General features: G+C 45.6%; 16 protein-coding genes. 15 read left to right on the top strand and 1 reads right to left on the bottom strand.

Annotated features, from left to right (window positions below; translation table 11 throughout):
* Positions 1-66 precede the first annotated feature (66 nt).
* Positions 67-1,128, top strand: coding sequence for an EpsG family protein (locus tag HMPREF0721_RS03240; protein WP_169310203.1), 1,062 nt, complete (start codon positions 67-69; stop codon positions 1,126-1,128).
* 103 nt (positions 1,129-1,231) lie between these two features.
* Here the strand turns inward: HMPREF0721_RS03240 and HMPREF0721_RS03235 are convergent, their stop codons facing one another.
* A complete protein-coding gene (locus HMPREF0721_RS03235) occupies positions 1,232-1,651 on the bottom strand; it encodes a GtrA family protein (protein WP_006598121.1) in 420 nt (139 codons plus the stop codon).
* 138 nt (positions 1,652-1,789) lie between these two features.
* On the opposite strand from HMPREF0721_RS03235, the gene HMPREF0721_RS03230 reads away from it, so the two are divergent.
* From HMPREF0721_RS03230 to HMPREF0721_RS03170, 14 genes are all read left to right on the top strand, one after another.
* Positions 1,790-2,509, top strand: coding sequence for a YveK family protein (locus tag HMPREF0721_RS03230; protein WP_006598120.1), 720 nt, complete (start codon positions 1,790-1,792; stop codon positions 2,507-2,509).
* Between the two features lie 17 nt (positions 2,510-2,526).
* Positions 2,527-3,228 (top strand): CpsD/CapB family tyrosine-protein kinase, encoded by a 702-nt coding sequence (locus HMPREF0721_RS03225; protein WP_006598119.1) that lies wholly within the window; start codon positions 2,527-2,529, stop codon positions 3,226-3,228.
* A gap of 212 nt (positions 3,229-3,440) precedes the next feature.
* Positions 3,441-5,921: an RICIN domain-containing protein gene (locus tag HMPREF0721_RS03220; RefSeq protein WP_083798128.1), complete on the top strand. Its 2,481-nt coding sequence runs from the start codon at positions 3,441-3,443 to the stop codon at positions 5,919-5,921.
* Positions 5,922-6,105: 184 nt separating this feature from the next.
* Positions 6,106-6,495, top strand: a complete 390-nt coding sequence (locus tag HMPREF0721_RS03215; protein WP_006598116.1) for a hypothetical protein — start codon at positions 6,106-6,108, stop codon at positions 6,493-6,495.
* Positions 6,496-6,631: 136 nt separating this feature from the next.
* The gene (locus HMPREF0721_RS03210) at positions 6,632-7,285 is read left to right on the top strand and encodes a VanZ family protein (protein WP_040639877.1); all 654 of its coding nucleotides are present in this window, start codon (positions 6,632-6,634) and stop codon (positions 7,283-7,285) included.
* A gap of 85 nt (positions 7,286-7,370) precedes the next feature.
* Positions 7,371-8,396, top strand: a complete 1,026-nt coding sequence (gene galE / locus HMPREF0721_RS03205; RefSeq protein WP_006598113.1) for a UDP-glucose 4-epimerase GalE — start codon at positions 7,371-7,373, stop codon at positions 8,394-8,396.
* Positions 8,397-8,413: 17 nt separating this feature from the next.
* Positions 8,414-8,980, top strand: coding sequence for a hypothetical protein (locus tag HMPREF0721_RS03200; protein ID WP_006598111.1), 567 nt, complete (start codon positions 8,414-8,416; stop codon positions 8,978-8,980).
* 108 nt (positions 8,981-9,088) lie between these two features.
* On the top strand, positions 9,089-10,612 hold the full coding sequence (locus tag HMPREF0721_RS03195; RefSeq protein WP_006598110.1) for an O-antigen ligase family protein: 1,524 nt from the start codon (positions 9,089-9,091) through the stop codon (positions 10,610-10,612).
* Positions 10,609-11,268 carry an LbetaH domain-containing protein gene (locus HMPREF0721_RS03190; protein WP_006598109.1) on the top strand — a complete coding sequence of 220 codons (660 nt, stop codon included), beginning with the start codon at positions 10,609-10,611 and terminating at the stop codon, positions 11,266-11,268. Before HMPREF0721_RS03195 ends, HMPREF0721_RS03190 begins: the two co-directional genes overlap by 4 nt.
* A gap of 26 nt (positions 11,269-11,294) precedes the next feature.
* The gene (locus HMPREF0721_RS11725) at positions 11,295-11,483 is read left to right on the top strand and encodes a hypothetical protein (RefSeq protein ID WP_156788687.1); all 189 of its coding nucleotides are present in this window, start codon (positions 11,295-11,297) and stop codon (positions 11,481-11,483) included.
* 41 nt (positions 11,484-11,524) lie between these two features.
* Positions 11,525-12,631 carry a UDP-galactopyranose mutase gene (glf, locus tag HMPREF0721_RS03185; RefSeq protein ID WP_006598107.1) on the top strand — a complete coding sequence of 369 codons (1,107 nt, stop codon included), beginning with the start codon at positions 11,525-11,527 and terminating at the stop codon, positions 12,629-12,631.
* Between the two features lie 36 nt (positions 12,632-12,667).
* Positions 12,668-12,961, top strand: a complete 294-nt coding sequence (locus HMPREF0721_RS03180) for a type II toxin-antitoxin system HicB family antitoxin (protein ID WP_006598106.1) — start codon at positions 12,668-12,670, stop codon at positions 12,959-12,961.
* Positions 12,962-13,063: 102 nt separating this feature from the next.
* Entirely contained in the window at positions 13,064-14,506 is a 1,443-nt protein-coding gene (locus tag HMPREF0721_RS03175) for a glutathione biosynthesis gshAB (RefSeq protein WP_006598105.1), read from the top strand.
* An 11-nt stretch (positions 14,507-14,517) separates the two neighbouring features.
* Entirely contained in the window at positions 14,518-15,246 is a 729-nt protein-coding gene (locus HMPREF0721_RS03170; protein WP_006598104.1) for an acyl-[acyl-carrier-protein] thioesterase, read from the top strand.
* Positions 15,247-15,248: the final 2 nt, after the last annotated feature.

The following is a 15,248-nucleotide window of genomic DNA, read 5'->3' as shown; positions in this document are numbered from 1 at the left end:
TTATCCTTTGGGATTTGCTGGATTGGCGAAAAACAGCTTAAAAAAAAGAATAAAATACGAGGCGGTATGATCCTTTTGTTGGCAGCCGTGCTCTCGGCTGTTTTAGCTGCCCTTCGCGATGACACCATCGGCACCGACATTCATTATTACGGCAATCCGCAGTTTTTTTGGTGCCTGCAAAATCACGATCTGAAATGGCTGATTCAGTCCCAGATCAAAACCGTGGAGCCGCTTTATGTGTTGCTCAATTTCCTGATCACACGGGTGACGGCCAATCCCCATTGGCTCTATTTTGTGATTAGCCTGCTGATCAATGGATTATTCATGGCGGGACTTTATGCCTATCGCGATGAAATTTCACTGCCGATGGGTTGGCTGTGTTTTTTATGTTTGTTTTACGGGGATAGTCTGAACCTCATGCGTCAATACATTGCCATGGGTTTTCTTTTCTGGGGCTTTCACTTTTTCCTTGAGAAAAGATATTGGCCTTATGGATTAACCTTTGCTGCGGCGGTGTTGTTTCATTATACGGCGGTCATCGGTGTGGCACTGCCGGTGCTCTATCTGATTTTTAAGCGTTGGGAGCGGATTTGGGTCAAGGTGGCCATTGTCGGCGTTGTGGCGCTGGCGATGATTTTTTACAAACCGCTGCTGGCCCATGCTCTGGCCTGGGGAATGCTGCCGCCGAAATACCAGCTTTATCTCAGCGATGTCTTTAAAATGGCGACGATCAAATCCAACCTCATGATTTGCATTTTTTGGCTGCCGGGAATCATTTTATCCTTGCACAAGCGCGATGCATTTTTGACTTTTGATGATGCGCGAGGCCCTTCGGAGGGAAGTTTTTATATTTTTCTGCTGGTTTTAGAAGTGGTGATCTTTCAGCTGCGGCTTATCGTCTTTTTCTTGTATCGCATCAGTCTGTACTTTGGGATGTATAAAAGCGTAGCATATGCGCGGCTGATTCGCATCAGCGAGGGAAAAGAAAAGATCGTTTGGACGCTGCTTCTGGGCTTGCTATTGCTGACGATCTGGGGATTTCGAACGGTGTATCTCAAAGAGAATCAAATTTATCCATATACGTCGCAGATGATGCGGCAGTTTATTGTAAATCTTCGGCATTGGTAAGATTAAAAGGGCGCTTGGATCTGATGTGACCCCCAAAAGTTAGACCAAAATCTAACGATTGGGAGGTCGGTACAATCCTTTCCAAACGCCTTTTTGTGTGCCTTTAAAAATTTTTTTTCTTAAAAACGAAGAATTTACTGAAAATATAATTAGCGATGGTAACAACAACCTGAGAGATGAGTTTGGCGATTTTGTCGTTCATACCGCTGAGGGTTACAGCTAAAAACATCACGCCCATGTCCATCAATAAGGTGCTGACGCGAGAAAGAAAGAAAGCGAATGCCTCCCGCATCATGTTGGGATTTCGGCTGGCAAAAACATATTTGCGGTTGGTGAAGTAGGCAAAAGTTACGGCGGCGATCCAAGAAATCACATTGGCGGCTTGGAGCTGCAAGCCGTTGTCCGGATTGAGGAAAGTGGCAACGCAAAGATAATACACGCCGAGGCTGACAATGGTCGTCAGAACACCGACGACCAAATAGTTGATGATTTCGCGATATTTTTGGTAGAGTTTTTGAATCATTGAAGACTTCCTTTTTCCATTGATATTGATGTTGTAACTCTATCACATTGTGCCCGGCTTCACAAGTAAGAGCGCGTCTTGCGAAAGCATCCGAATTCCGTTATAATTGAATCAAATATTTTGGTTAAAGGAGACAAAATGGAAGATTATAATCTGGTGCAGGACGAAGGTTCTGTCAGTATTGATATTCGGGATGTGTGGGTAGCGTTTAAACATAATATTCCTGCGATTATTTTGATCACCTTTGTTTGTGTCCTGCTTGGTTTCGGCGGCGCTCGTCTGATGCAGACGCCCTCCTATAGCGCCAAGATGACGATGATTGTCAATTCCCCCAACGGCATCGATCAGCCGGGAACGATGGCCGCCGTTCAGGCACAAAGCATCAAAGCTGTATTGCAGAATAAAAGTATGATGCAGCCGGCGTATAGTGGATTAACCAAGTCAGCTCAGAAAAGTGCATTATCCGTTAAAATTAAAGCGGATGACGAAGATACTACCGCGGCTTACACCCATGTGTTGAAATTGACATTGTCTGGCAGCGACCGTGCATCCGTCAAAATGGGGGGACAGACGCTGAGCCAAACGGCAAAAAAGATCTTGCCGGAAAATTTAAATACCGTTGAATCCGTTAAAATGACGAAAGCCGATATTGCGGAAAGGCATTCGCCGTCGACTAAGAAAATGATGGTATTAGCAGGCGGTTTGGGCTTTGTGCTGTCTGTTTTTTATGTGCTTTTTCGGATTTTGCGCGACACCACATATCGCTCGAAGGGGCTGTTGGAGGAAGATACCGAACTGCCGGTTTTAGGCACGATTCCATCGATGGACAGTGCCAGACGTTTTGATATCAAGCATTAGAAATAAAGGAAAAGAAGATGGGCCTTTTTAAATTTGGAAATAATAAACACACGCCTTTAAGCGAACTTGGAATGGATCACGTGCAGCCAGCTGTTTATGCAGAAGCATACCGATCGCTGGCGGCGAACGTAATGCATCGTGCAGAAACACAAAATGTTAAAAGCATCCTGATCACATCGGCCATTGCGAGAGAAGGCAAAACGGCAACCGCTATTAATCTGGCTTTGGTTATGAGCCGAGCCGGGAAAAAAGTGCTGCTGATAGATGGCAATACCCATTCGCCGAAAGTTGGTGCTTGCTTGGCGGTGCCGGATGATCAGCCGGGCCTTTCCAATTGGCTGGCTGCCGGCGGCTATGACTGGGATCAATATATCGCGGAGAAAGGCGCGCTTTGGATCATGCCCCTTGGAACAGAAGCGCAAATGCGTATTGAAACGGTCAAAATGCAGGCGATGTTATCAGCGCTTTCAAAGGAATATGATTATATTTTGGTTGATGGTCCCTCGATTGGCGCTTATGCGGACGCCTCAACCCTGGCGGAAGCGGTGGATGCGGTCTTGTGGGTTGTTAAACAATACGGTGCGAATCGAGAAGAGGTGATTGCTGCGAAACAGCGGTTGGATATTTTGGGGGCAGAGGTGATTGGAACGACCCTGACGCAATTTGATATCATGGAAAACAAAAATATCAGAGAACAATATCACCGCGCATTCGGTTAAAATAATTGCGAAAATTAATATTATCATATAAATTGATCAAATAATATATCGCAAAGCATTAAATGAAGATCTGAAATCAAATAATCGATCAAAACCTTAAAATCCCTTTACCGAAAGGGATTTTTTCGTTATAATTAAAGGCAATTTGAAAGTGGAATTTAAAAATAAGTAAAAATAATAACGCAATATTTTGATTAAGAAGGGATGGGAGCATGGCACTCAGAAAAAGAATTGAATTATTGGCCATTATAACAATAACGATATCTTTATTATCGGGGATGATGTTGGTCCGGAGCGTGCAGGCATCTAACGTGCCGAGTTCTTCAATGTTTACAGCGCAGATACTGATAGGGGATCAGGCTGTGTCCAAAAATGAGAACAATGTGGTCGTTCTGGAAAAAAATGAATACAGCACAGATCAATACTGGGAGTTTATTCCTGTAGACAATGGCTATTATAAGATCATCAATAAATCGAATGGTCAGGCTCTGGATGTTTCGGGTGCTTTGGATAAAAATGGAAGTAATGTTCAACTTTATAATGACAATGGAACAAAAGCGCAGCAATGGCGGCTGCTTTTAAATACAGATGGTTCCTATAATTTAAAGCCGGCATGTTCCAATGCTCGAGTTATGGATGTGGTCGGCGGAGAAATTAATAAAAGCGGGACAAATGTTCAGCTTTATCAGGATAATAATACGAAAGCTCAAAATTTTAAGGTTGTTGTAAGTCATTCCGTTCAAAGCAGCGATTTGGGAAATTTCACAGCGCGATTAACCTCTAATAATCGTGCGCTTTCAATTGATGGAAGCAATGCAGTTGTCCAGCCGCGCAAAATTGGCAAAGATCAAGTATGGCGTTTTGTTTACAGCCGTGGCTCCGGAACCTACACCATTACTAATGTTTTGAACGGAAAATGTTTGGATGTTTCGGGCGGCGCAGATAGAAACGGCGCGAACATTCAAACATATGCCGCCAATAATACAAATGCACAACGCTGGTATTTGCTTAAGCACGGCGACGGCAGTTATTATCTGCGCCCGGCTATTTCCGGATCGCGCACAATGGATATTAGCGGTAATGGCTCAAAGGCAGGAACAAATGTTCAACTTTATACCATGAATAAATCGGGGGCTCAAAAGTTTTCGATTGAAAAATGTGCATCTGATGACGGTCAAATGGAATCGGTCAATTTAGGAAATGATTTTACGGCAAAATTGACAAATATTAATAGCGGTAAAGTTGTGGCAGAAAGCGCTACGTCTACGGCTACTCAACAAACCTACGCCGGGGGTATCAGTCAGCAATTCTGGCGCTTTACCTACAAAGATGGCTCATATACGATTACGAATGCAGCATCTGGAAAAGCTTTGGATGTTAAAGGGGCAATAGATAAAAACGGAACAATTATTCAAACTTACGCTTCAAATAATACAAATGCACAAAAATGGGTTATAGAAAAAAATGGTTCTGTTTATAATTTAAAGCCGGCTTCTTCATTGACGCGTGTGCTCGATATTTCGGGGGCGACGAAAGATGAGGGAGCAAAAGCTCAGCTTTACACTTCAAATGGCTCTGCTGCGCAAGGTTTTTTGATTGAGAAAACAAGCGTGACTAACGCGGTTAAGGCAGAAAATTTGGGCGATGGATTTACAGCTCGCATTACCAATTCAAATAGCGGTAAATCAGTGACGATTAACGGGACAACAGTTGATCAGCAGAATAGGATGACCTCGAAAAATCAAGGTTGGACTTTCAAGCGGAACGCAGATAATTCGTATACGATTGTCAGCTTAACTAATGCATCAAAGGCATTAGATGTTAAGGGCGCGGCGGATAAGGATTCAACAGATATTCAAATTTATACTTCTAATGGGACGAAAGCTCAGAGGTGGATCGTTGTTAAATCGGGGAATCTCTATCTATTAAAGCCGGAATCGTCGATGACCCGTGTGATGGACATTAATGGCGCCAGCAAGAATAATCATGCCAATGTGCAGCTTTATACCGCTAATAATACAGGGGCTCAAAAATTTACAATTAATAAAGCGGATAAAAATAGTTTTGGATCAACGGTTTCCATTGGAGATAAAGGCGTTGACGTGTCGGAATGGCAGGGATACATCAGCCAGGCAAATTGGAAAAAAGCCAAAAATGCCGGCATCAAATACGCGATGCTGAGAATTGCCTGGGGTCATAAGGGCAATGGCGCCGCGGACAAGCAGTTTAACAATAATTATCAAAATACAAAGGCAAATGGGATTCCGGTAGGCGTGTATGTTTACAGCTATGCGGATACCGAGGCGGAGGCACGCGAAGAAGCCGATTATGCCGTCAGCCTTCTTGCGGGGAAAAAGCTGCAGCTTCCGGTTTGCATTGATGTTGAAGATAAGCGCATTGAATATTTAAGCAAGACACAGCAGGCGAAAAACATTGTGGCTTTCTGCGAGCGGGTCAAGTCGAGAGGTTATACGCCGATGCTTTATGCGAATCAGAACTGGCTGAAGAATAAGATTGAATACAACCGGATTAAAAATTACCGTATCTGGTATGCACAGTATCCCTATCACTGGTCGGAAAGCAGCAAGCCATCCTATGGGAACCACATTGATATCTGGCAGTATTCGTCAAGCGGCAGGGTCAGCGGTCTTAGCGGCAATATTGATATGAACAAGGCTTATGCGGCGTTTTAAAAGAGATTGCCGAGGGTTAAAAAGAGCTGTCTTTATAAAAGATGGCTCTTTTTTGTATGAAGGTAATCACGGATCATCGTGTATGAAATGAATTACCAATGTAAAGATTGAAGTGATATTTTCTTTTCGCTGTGAAATCGCTTTGATCTGTGGTAGAATAAATCCACAAATTAGGGAGGAAAAAATGAAGGATAAGAAGCAGTGGATCACACAAATTCTATTGGTTGGAAGCAACGCGATTCTTTTTGCACTCTTCTGGTACCGCTTTTATAATTATCAGGTGTTTACCTATTATTCTCGGCCGGGATATGTGCTGGTCAATATCATATTTTGGGCAGCTTTTTTAAATCTGGCCTTTTTTCATGGCGCTTTTAGAATCCAGCAGTACAATCGCGGCCGGTTGATCTTTGCTAATATCCTGACGCTGGGGACGGCGGATATCATGATTTACATCGGCGGTTGTCTGTTTAAGGGGGGGTATATGGATGTTAAGCCGGGATTTGTGATGGCGCTGCTTCAGGGGATTTGCGCCTTAGCGGTCGTGCTTTGGGCGACGCGTCAGAATGCGAAATAAAATTGAAGAAAATAAGAAGAGCCTGCCGGCTCTTTTTTTATAGATTAGGTTGTGAGAGTGAACATGGTCACTTTGGAAACATTTAATGAAATCAGGGTATAATTTGTCATAAATCAATTACGGAGTGTGAAGTATTTTGGTAAATGTATTTTTGCCCCTTGCCCGATGGCTCAACCGGGCGTTGTTGATCCTTTCAACAAAGATTTATCAGACGGATATGAGCAATTTAACTGAAGATATTTGGGAGGGATACCGGCCCAATTGGACACCCGGCACGATCGGATTGGGAATGGTCATTTTGATCGTCACATTGATTGTTCTGATTGTCTTGCACCATCGAAAGAAGATTACTTTTGGCCAGGGTCTGGCGGCTGTCTTTTTTGTGATTTATTTATATCTGATGTTTGGTTCTACGGTTTTTACGCGAACATCGGATGCGGTGGCACATGTGAATACGGATTTTTTATGGGAATACCGAAAAATCTTGGTGGATCACAGCTGGCACTATGTGAAAGAAGTGCTGCTTAACATGTTGATGCTTGTGCCCGTGGGGTTCATGTTTCCCTTGGTTCGCGGCAAACGGGGTGTGGTGCTGGCCGTGCTCTTCGGATTTGTCTGCTCGCTCAGCATCGAGGGATTGCAATGGCTCTTTAAATGCGGCCTGTTTGAATATGACGATTTGTTTAACAATACCGTTGGGGCTTTGTTAGGATATGTGCTGTATCGCATCTTGATGCCTTGGCACGGCAGAAAGAAAAAAATTGGGCGGCAATCGAAGCGTGCGGCATAAAAAGCAGCTTAAAAATAAGAAAAGTGACAGTTTTTTCATTTATACTGTTAAAATAATACGAATTTAAAAAGACGGAGGCAATGACGTGGTAATTTTATTAGCCGGGGGCGCAGGATATATTGGTTCTCACACGGCAGTCCAGCTTTTGAACGCAGGCCATCAGGTCGTGGTGATCGATAACTTTTGCAACAGCAGCCCCGAGGCGATTAAGCGGGTGGAGAAACTCACCGGGAAAAAGATAGTCCTTTATCAGGGCGACGTTAAAGATCATGCGGTGGTGCGCCGAGCCCTGAAGGAAAACGCAGTGGACTGTGCGATTCATTTTGCCGGACTGAAGGCTGTCGGCGAATCAGTCGTCAAACCGGTTGCGTATTATCGCAATAATATCGATACAACTTTAACGTTATTGGAATGCATGCAAGAAGCTGATGTGCATCAAATAGTATTTTCGTCGTCGGCAACCGTTTATGGCGAAGAAAACCCGGTGCCCTACGAAGAAACCATGCCCCGGGGACGCTGCTCCAATCCCTACGGTTGGACCAAAGCCATGATGGAGCAAATTTTGCAGGATGCGGCGGCAGCGGATTCGGCGTTATCGGTGGTTTTGCTGCGCTACTTTAATCCCATTGGGGCCCATCCTTCCGGTGAAATCGGGGAGGATCCTCAGGGTATTCCCAATAACCTGATGCCCTATGTCTCCCAAGTGGCGGTGGGGCGCCGTGAACGTCTGACCATTTTTGGCGATGACTACGAAACCCCGGACGGCACCTGCACCCGAGACTACATTCATGTGATGGACTTGGCAGACGGCCATGTCAAGGCGGTGATGTACGCAGCGAAGCATCCCGGGGTTGAAATCTTTAATCTTGGAACCGGCAAGCCTTATTCGGTTTTGGAAATGGTCAAAACGTTTGAACGGGCAAACGGAATTCGCGTGCCCTATCAGATCGGAGAACGGCGAGCCGGTGATTTGCCGGCATGCTGGGCTAATGTGGATAAAACCAAAACGATTTTAGGGTGGGAAGCGAAGCGATCTTTGGAAGACATGTGTCGGGATTCCTGGAACTGGCAGAAGAAAAATCCCCAGGGCTATTCGGATGCGGAAGCTTAAATGAATGGAGGCTGCTGATGTTACAAAAGCATAGAAGATTAGGTTTTGCGTTAGCGATAACGATGGTGTGCATTGGCTTGCTCAGCGCTTGCGACAGTCAGCCGCGACAACAGAAAAGTCGTTCAACCGGGAAAAAGACGTCTGAAAAAACGGCATCCGCACAGAGTGCATCAACGACATCAGCTCAAAATTATTATACGAATACGTTGTATCAAAATATTTTTTTGCAGTTCCAAGGCTCTGTGGCAGAAAGTCAGTTGGCTAAAGAAGTGAAACAAAATCTATCGGTTCTCAACACGGATACGTTTTCGGTGAGCAAAGCTAAAGCGTCGGCATCGCATCAAGCGACGATTACCGTCACCGAGAAAGGAAAAACCGATCCGGTTGTGACATTTATCTTTAAAATGGTTGGGGATGTGCCGTCTGACGAGGACGAATGTACGGGCATTCAATACAGCAGCATTGCCAAAGCCGTGCTGGTAAACAATCAAGACGGAGCACCGACTTATTACAAGATTCAAAATGGCAAGAAGACAAAGGTGCATGCCATCGAATCACTGACGGCTTCTGTCAAAAAATGGTAGTGGCTATACAATTTTAAATGGACGTTGCACAACAAAGCGATCTTAAATCTTTTAGGATAGATCGCTTTAATTTTTGAAAAGCATAAAAGGGGCAAAAAAACATCCGACATGAAAGAAAAAGCAATTCATTGGCTCAATCATGACATCAACGATTATTTATTCTATGTGGCATACGGCCTTTATCTGGTGATTTCTATTCTTAACAATTCACGGTTTGTCTCCACTTTCCCCAATTGGCCCATTAACAAACTCTTGACATTGGCTATTTTATTGCTAATGTTAAAAGCGTTTTTGAATCGAACCTATGCTTATCAGGAAAGATTAGGGATTTGTTTGGCTTTTGGCATTCTGGTCTGGATTAATTTTTCAATCGGTGATGTGGTGACCAATCCGATCACTTGGATTGTTGCTTTTATTTTGAGTGCGAGGGATATTGAGTTTCAAAAAATTGTCAAAATGACGATTGTGATTTCATCCATCATGCTGGGGTTGGTCATTTTTTGCAGTTTGCTCAAAGTGATTCCCAACGATGTCATGGGCTATCCGGATCGGACCCGTTATTTTTTGGGCTTTACCTATCCGTCATTGCCGCCAACCCTATTGTTTAATATTACGGCGCTGTTGGTGTATTTAAAACGCAATTCGCTGGGGAAGGCGGCATTGATTACATTGCTGGCCGTCAATATTCTCCTCTTTATTTTCACCGACTCCCGCAACCCATTCATTTTGGTGTGTATTGCCCTGGCAACAGTGCTTTTGTTGCAGCATCGGTCATCGCTGTTGGAAAATATGCATGTGCTTGGCTGGATAATGGTTTTTTCGACGTTGATTTTCGGTGTGCTGAGCATTTACCTGGCGTATATTTACGATCCCAATGTGCATTGGCTGGCTACGCTTAACGGCTGGCTTTCAGGACGTTTGCGATTAGGGCACGTGTCAATCGTAACGCGGGGCATTAAATGGTTTCCCAGGCCCTTTCCGATGTCGACTGCCGGCGGTTCCAGCAGTCCGACATATAATTATATCGATAGTGCTTATTTGCAGGTACTTCAGGAATACGGGATTTTGCTTTCTGCAGCCTTCGAAGGTGTGCTGATCTGGGGTTATTGGAAGATCTGGAAACAAAAAGAATACTATTTGTTGATCGTGCTGACCTTTATGGCTTTGAATGCCATGATCGATCGGAATTTGATGAGATTGCATTTTAATACGTTCTGGATGGCGCTGGGCGTGGCCCTTTTTGCTTCCAGCGAAGAACGGGATTTATTGACGGCCCACACACGCTACATACCGGTCGATCAAATTAATGCAGTGGTCAATCAATATGGTGCAAGCCCCGGAAAAGAACAGAAAGCCGCCGTCGAAAGGGCCAGGAAACAGGTCCGTGAGCGGGCGAAGTCCGAAGCGGAGGGGTGGATGTCGGCTTCAAGTGGCAGCACGAATGAGGTCCGGCGAGCGAAGCAAATGGATGATCAGGCGGCGCGCATTGCCAAAGATATTTTAAAGCGGCAGCGAACAAAGTCATCGACTGGCCTTTTCAATGCCGACCGTGCCGCACCGAATGAAAAGACCGCAAAGAATGGGCGGCCGGGTCACACGCGACATTACCGAAGAGACGAGGAGCAATCATGATTAAAATTCAAGATTTGTTTGATTTAGAGCATTCCATGGCAAAAGGTTTCCTCGAACGGCTGACTTATCCTTGGGAGGCTTTGGCTGATCTTTCCGATTGGATTGTGACGACGGGGAAAAATCTGAACCCTGAGCTGTATGAGGAACGTGCGGAGCACGTTTGGGTGCATAAAACAGCGGAGGTGATGCCGTCGGCATTTTTAGGCGCGCCCTCCATCATCGGACCGCGCACGCAGGTGCGTCACGGGGCTTTTATCCGCGGGTCGGCGCTGGTGGGCGCGGACTGCGTGGTCGGCAATTCGGCGGAACTTAAAAATGTGATATTGTTTGATAACGTAGAAACACCGCACTATAATTATGTGGGCGACAGCATCCTGGGCTTTCACGCTCATATGGGGGCCGGCTCCATCACGTCTAATGTCAAAGCGGATCGGCAAAATATCACGATCAAAACAGCAGAGGGCGCATTGGAAACCGGTCTGCGGAAAATTGGCGCAATGGTGGGCGATTGGGTTGAAGTGGGCTGTAATGCCGTGTTAAATCCGGGGACGATTATCGGACCGCGCACGAATATTTATCCCACGGTCTCTCTGCGCGGGGTGATTCCGGCGGACCACATTGTGAAGGCCAGTGGAACCGTGGTGCCGAAGCGTTAACAGATTATGAGAACAGAAGGAGGCGATTGAATGCAAAATCTTCTTTCATTTATATTATCGGCGATTATTCTGCTTGTGGCCATCCGCATAGAACTGAAGATTGCGGGTTGCTTATTGCGAGTGCTGGTCGCGTTGGCGGCCGTCGCTTTGATCATTTGGTGTTTCGCAGCGCTCTTGACGATTTAAATGGCATCGCTCATCGTTCTGTGCTATAATAATGGCGTTAATTTTAGAGTATTGAGTGAGGATCAAACCAATGAAATATGATTATCTGGTGGTCGGCGCAGGCCTTTACGGCGCTGTTTTTGCGCAGGAAGCGAAAAAAGCGGGGAAATCGGTTCTGGTGATCGACAAACGGCCGCATATCGCCGGCAATGTTTATACAGAGGCGGTAGCCGGTATTCAGGTGCATCGTTATGGCGCGCACATCTTCCATACCAACAATGAAGCAGTATGGCAATATGTTAATCACTTTGCGACGTTCAACCGTTTTACCAATTCGCCGGTGGCCAATTATAAAGGAGAGCTTTATTCGTTGCCCTTTAACATGTACACTTTTAATAAAATGTGGGGCGTGGTGACACCGCAGGAAGCGGCGAATAAAATCGCGGAGCAGAGAAAAGAAGCGGGTATTGCCAAACCGAAAAATCTGGAAGAACAGGCGATCAGCCTGGTCGGGACCGATATTTATGAAAAGCTCATCAAGGGCTATACCGAAAAACAATGGGGCAGATCCTGCATAGAACTGCCGAGCTTTATCATCAAGCGACTGCCGGTTCGTTTGACTTTTGATAATAATTATTTTAACGCTTTGTATCAGGGAATTCCGATTGGCGGATATACGCAGATGGTTGCAAACATGCTCGATGGCATTGATGTGCGGCTGGAACAGGATTATTTTGATGATAAGGTCCGTTGGGATGGAATGGCCGATCAAGTGATTTACACGGGCGCCGTCGATGCTTATTTCGACTTTAAACTCGGGCATTTGGAATATCGTTCGGTGCGTTTTGAAACAGAAGAACTCAATATGGATAATTTTCAGGGTAATGCGGCGGTTAATTACACCGATCGCGAAACACCCTGGACGCGGATTATCGAACATAAGTGGTTTGAGTTTGGCAAATCCGATCCGGGGAAAACAGTCATCAGTCGGGAATACTCTTCGGAATGGCAACCGGGCGATGAACCGTATTATCCCGTGAATGACGAAAGGAACAGCGCCCTTTATGAAGCGTACCGCAAACTGGCCGAAAAAGAAGCGCATGTGGTTTTCGGCGGCCGATTGGGTGAATATAAATATTATGATATGGATGCTGTGATCGCAGCCGCTCTTGAAAAAAGCCATCAGATTTTGGCATGAGCCTATTTTGGTTGACGAAAGTAAGAAGGAGAGAAAATGCTTAAAATATATCCAGCTGTTTATCACACTGAAGATGGAAAGATAATCTGCCACTTCCCGGATTTGCCGGAAGTACCCGCCTTTTCGGGAGAGGACAAGGAAAGTGTGGCTGAAAAAGCCAAAGAAGTGCTGGGACGTTATTATGTTAAAAAGTCTCAGGATCGTGAAACCATTCCGGATCCTTCAAATGCGCGTTTGATGCAGGCCGAAGGTGACGATGTGATCGAATATGTTTATACCGATATCGATCAGTATTGGGACAACACCAAAGCAAAAGAGATTTGGGTGTAAAAAGTCTCCGCGATATAATTAAGAAAGCTGCCTTTGGCAGCTTTTTTCAAGCGAATTATACCAATCAAAATGATAGGTATGATTTGAAAGAGATGATCATTAATGATGAAAGATTATTTTACAATTGAAAATATTCAACGCGTTGTATCTTCAGATGCTTTACTGGCCGGCTCTTTTGGCATTGAGCGCGAAGGACTGCGGGTGAAAGCAGACGGGGCGTTGGCTTTGACACCGCACCCTGCCGTTTTTGGCAATAAGTTAACCAATCCACTGATCACGACGGATTTTTCGGAAAGCCAAATTGAAATTGTCACACCGGCGTTAAGCAGTGTTGAAAAAACTTATCAGCTTTTGTCCCATTTGACGGACTTGGTGGAAATCGCGTTGCCCCGGGGCGAATTTTTTTGGCCCAATTCGATGCCTTGCGTTTTGCCGCCGTTAGATCAAATTCCCATTGCGCATTATGAAGGAGCCCCCGATGCGGAAGCTTCAATGCTTTATCGCCGGGGCTTAGCCCAAAAATACGGTGCCCAGAAACAAATGCTTTCGGGGATTCACTTCAATTATTCTTTGGCGGAAGAAACGATTAAGACGTTGTATTGTGACGCAAAACAAAAGGAGAGCTCACTTTCTTATCAAGCGTTTAAAGATGAACTTTATTTAAAAATAGCCCGCAATTATCTGCGTTATCGTTGGCTGATAATCTATCTGAGCGGTGCCACTTCGGCTGCCCATGCGACTTTTGCAAAGGAGTGTCTGCGGCTTATGCCCAATCAGGATGGCGCCCAAGGGCATTTCAGTGAGGCAGGTCCCAGTTATCGCAACGGGACAACCGGGTATAAAAACATTGACCCGCTGTATCCGCGTTACGATAGCTGTGTACATTTTGCGGGTGATGTGGCCGCATTTGTGCAGGAGGGAAAACTTTCCCAGCCGAAGGAATTGTACGCGCAGGTGCGCCTGAAGCCCAAGGATCCCAAGGATTGGCTGCATTCGCTGGCAAAGGATGGGATCGACTATATCGAAATGCGCACGATGGATCTCAATCCTTTTGATAAATGCGGCATCAGTCTGATTGATATGCAGCTCATGCATCAAATGATGCTCTATTGTTTGCTAAAGCCAGAATCGGATACGGATTTTGCGGCCGTTCAGGTAGAAGCCGTTCGCAATGAAAACCTGGCAGCCGAGCGCGGATTTTGCGACGATTTAATGCTGAGCCGGGATGGGGAAGCAGTTGGTTTTAAAACCTGGGCCCTTGAATTAATTGATGAAATGCTGGACATGGATGATCGCTTGTCGTTGGGCCGACAGAAAATGCTTAAAACAATAAGACGTCGTATAACCCATCCGGAAACGACTTATGCTGCTAAATTGAACGCATCTATCAAGGAGATGAGTTTTCTTGAAACAAACCTGGCACTGGCAGCAGAGTATCGAATCGAAAGCAAAGTTGCGACGCAATTGGGTTTGCAAAAGGGTGATGCGTGGCTTGCACAATACGACGGGCCGGCACTCCCGGGACGCCGCATTGCGGCCGAATAACAGGGTGACTTATGGGAAAGATTTTTGAGAGGCCGCAGGCCATTGCGACATATGACTGCCTGGAGGATCATCATTTGTCGCCGGTTGCCGTGATGAATTATTTTCAGCAGATTTCGCTGGAGCACAGCGCGTCTTTAAAAGCCGGGCCTTATGAGCTCAGTGCGTTGGATCTGACATGGATCGTCGTAAAGTATCATGTCGATTTTTGGCAGATGCCCCGGTTTCTGGATCAGTTGCAGCTGGGGACCTGGGCCTCGGCCTTTAAAGGGTTTACGGCCCATCGCGGATTTTTTTTGAAAAATCAATCGGGGGAGCACATGGTGGATGGCCAGTCTCATTGGATGATGGTGGACCGTCGGCAGAATCACATTGTCCGCGTTAATGAAGTGCCGATCAATGCGGTTTATGATGTGGAAGATCAGGGGCCAAGGTTTAAAATGCCGCGGTTGGCGAGAATCAAAGATTGGGAAAATGTGCGTCAGTTTAGCGTGCGCTATTTGGATATTGACTATAACGGTCACGTAAACAATGTGTGCTATTTGGCTTGGGCGTTGGCGTGTTTGCCGGCTGTGGTACTTCAAACCAGAACGTTAAAGACGCTGGATATCGTCTTTAAAGAACAGGCCCTCTATGGGGATGTGGTTACCGTGAAGGATCGGGAGATCGCTCCGAATTGTTATCGGGTTGATATCTTCAATGCCAATGAGACATTGCTCACGCAACTGCAATTGCAATTTTAAAG

Origin of the sequence: Pseudoramibacter alactolyticus ATCC 23263, assembly GCF_000185505.1 — a bacterium.
Taxonomy (GTDB): Bacteria; Bacillota; Clostridia; order Eubacteriales; family Eubacteriaceae; genus Pseudoramibacter; species Pseudoramibacter alactolyticus.
Note: the sequence above shows the minus strand (reverse complement) of the source record. Positions and strands in the feature narration are given on the sequence as shown.

What these genes read in the sequence shown, in the direction of transcription:
- HMPREF0721_RS03190 (WP_006598109.1), top strand. Translation starts at nt 10,609, where the DNA reads ATGATTAAAATTCAAGATTTGTTTGATTTAGAGCATTCCATGGCAAAA.
- HMPREF0721_RS03225 (WP_006598119.1), top strand. Translation starts at nt 2,527, where the DNA reads ATGGGCCTTTTTAAATTTGGAAATAATAAACACACGCCTTTAAGCGAA.
- HMPREF0721_RS03235 (WP_006598121.1), bottom strand. Translation starts at nt 1,651, where the DNA reads ATGATTCAAAAACTCTACCAAAAATATCGCGAAATCATCAACTATTTG.
- HMPREF0721_RS03200 (WP_006598111.1), top strand. Translation starts at nt 8,414, where the DNA reads ATGTTACAAAAGCATAGAAGATTAGGTTTTGCGTTAGCGATAACGATG.
- HMPREF0721_RS03175 (WP_006598105.1), top strand. Translation starts at nt 13,064, where the DNA reads ATGATGAAAGATTATTTTACAATTGAAAATATTCAACGCGTTGTATCT.
- glf (WP_006598107.1), top strand. Translation starts at nt 11,525, where the DNA reads ATGAAATATGATTATCTGGTGGTCGGCGCAGGCCTTTACGGCGCTGTT.
- HMPREF0721_RS03180 (WP_006598106.1), top strand. Translation starts at nt 12,668, where the DNA reads ATGCTTAAAATATATCCAGCTGTTTATCACACTGAAGATGGAAAGATA.
- HMPREF0721_RS03215 (WP_006598116.1), top strand. Translation starts at nt 6,106, where the DNA reads ATGAAGGATAAGAAGCAGTGGATCACACAAATTCTATTGGTTGGAAGC.
- HMPREF0721_RS03240 (WP_169310203.1), top strand. Translation starts at nt 67, where the DNA reads ATGATCCTTTTGTTGGCAGCCGTGCTCTCGGCTGTTTTAGCTGCCCTT.
- HMPREF0721_RS03230 (WP_006598120.1), top strand. Translation starts at nt 1,790, where the DNA reads ATGGAAGATTATAATCTGGTGCAGGACGAAGGTTCTGTCAGTATTGAT.
- HMPREF0721_RS03220 (WP_083798128.1), top strand. Translation starts at nt 3,441, where the DNA reads ATGGCACTCAGAAAAAGAATTGAATTATTGGCCATTATAACAATAACG.
- HMPREF0721_RS03170 (WP_006598104.1), top strand. Translation starts at nt 14,518, where the DNA reads ATGGGAAAGATTTTTGAGAGGCCGCAGGCCATTGCGACATATGACTGC.
- HMPREF0721_RS03195 (WP_006598110.1), top strand. Translation starts at nt 9,089, where the DNA reads ATGAAAGAAAAAGCAATTCATTGGCTCAATCATGACATCAACGATTAT.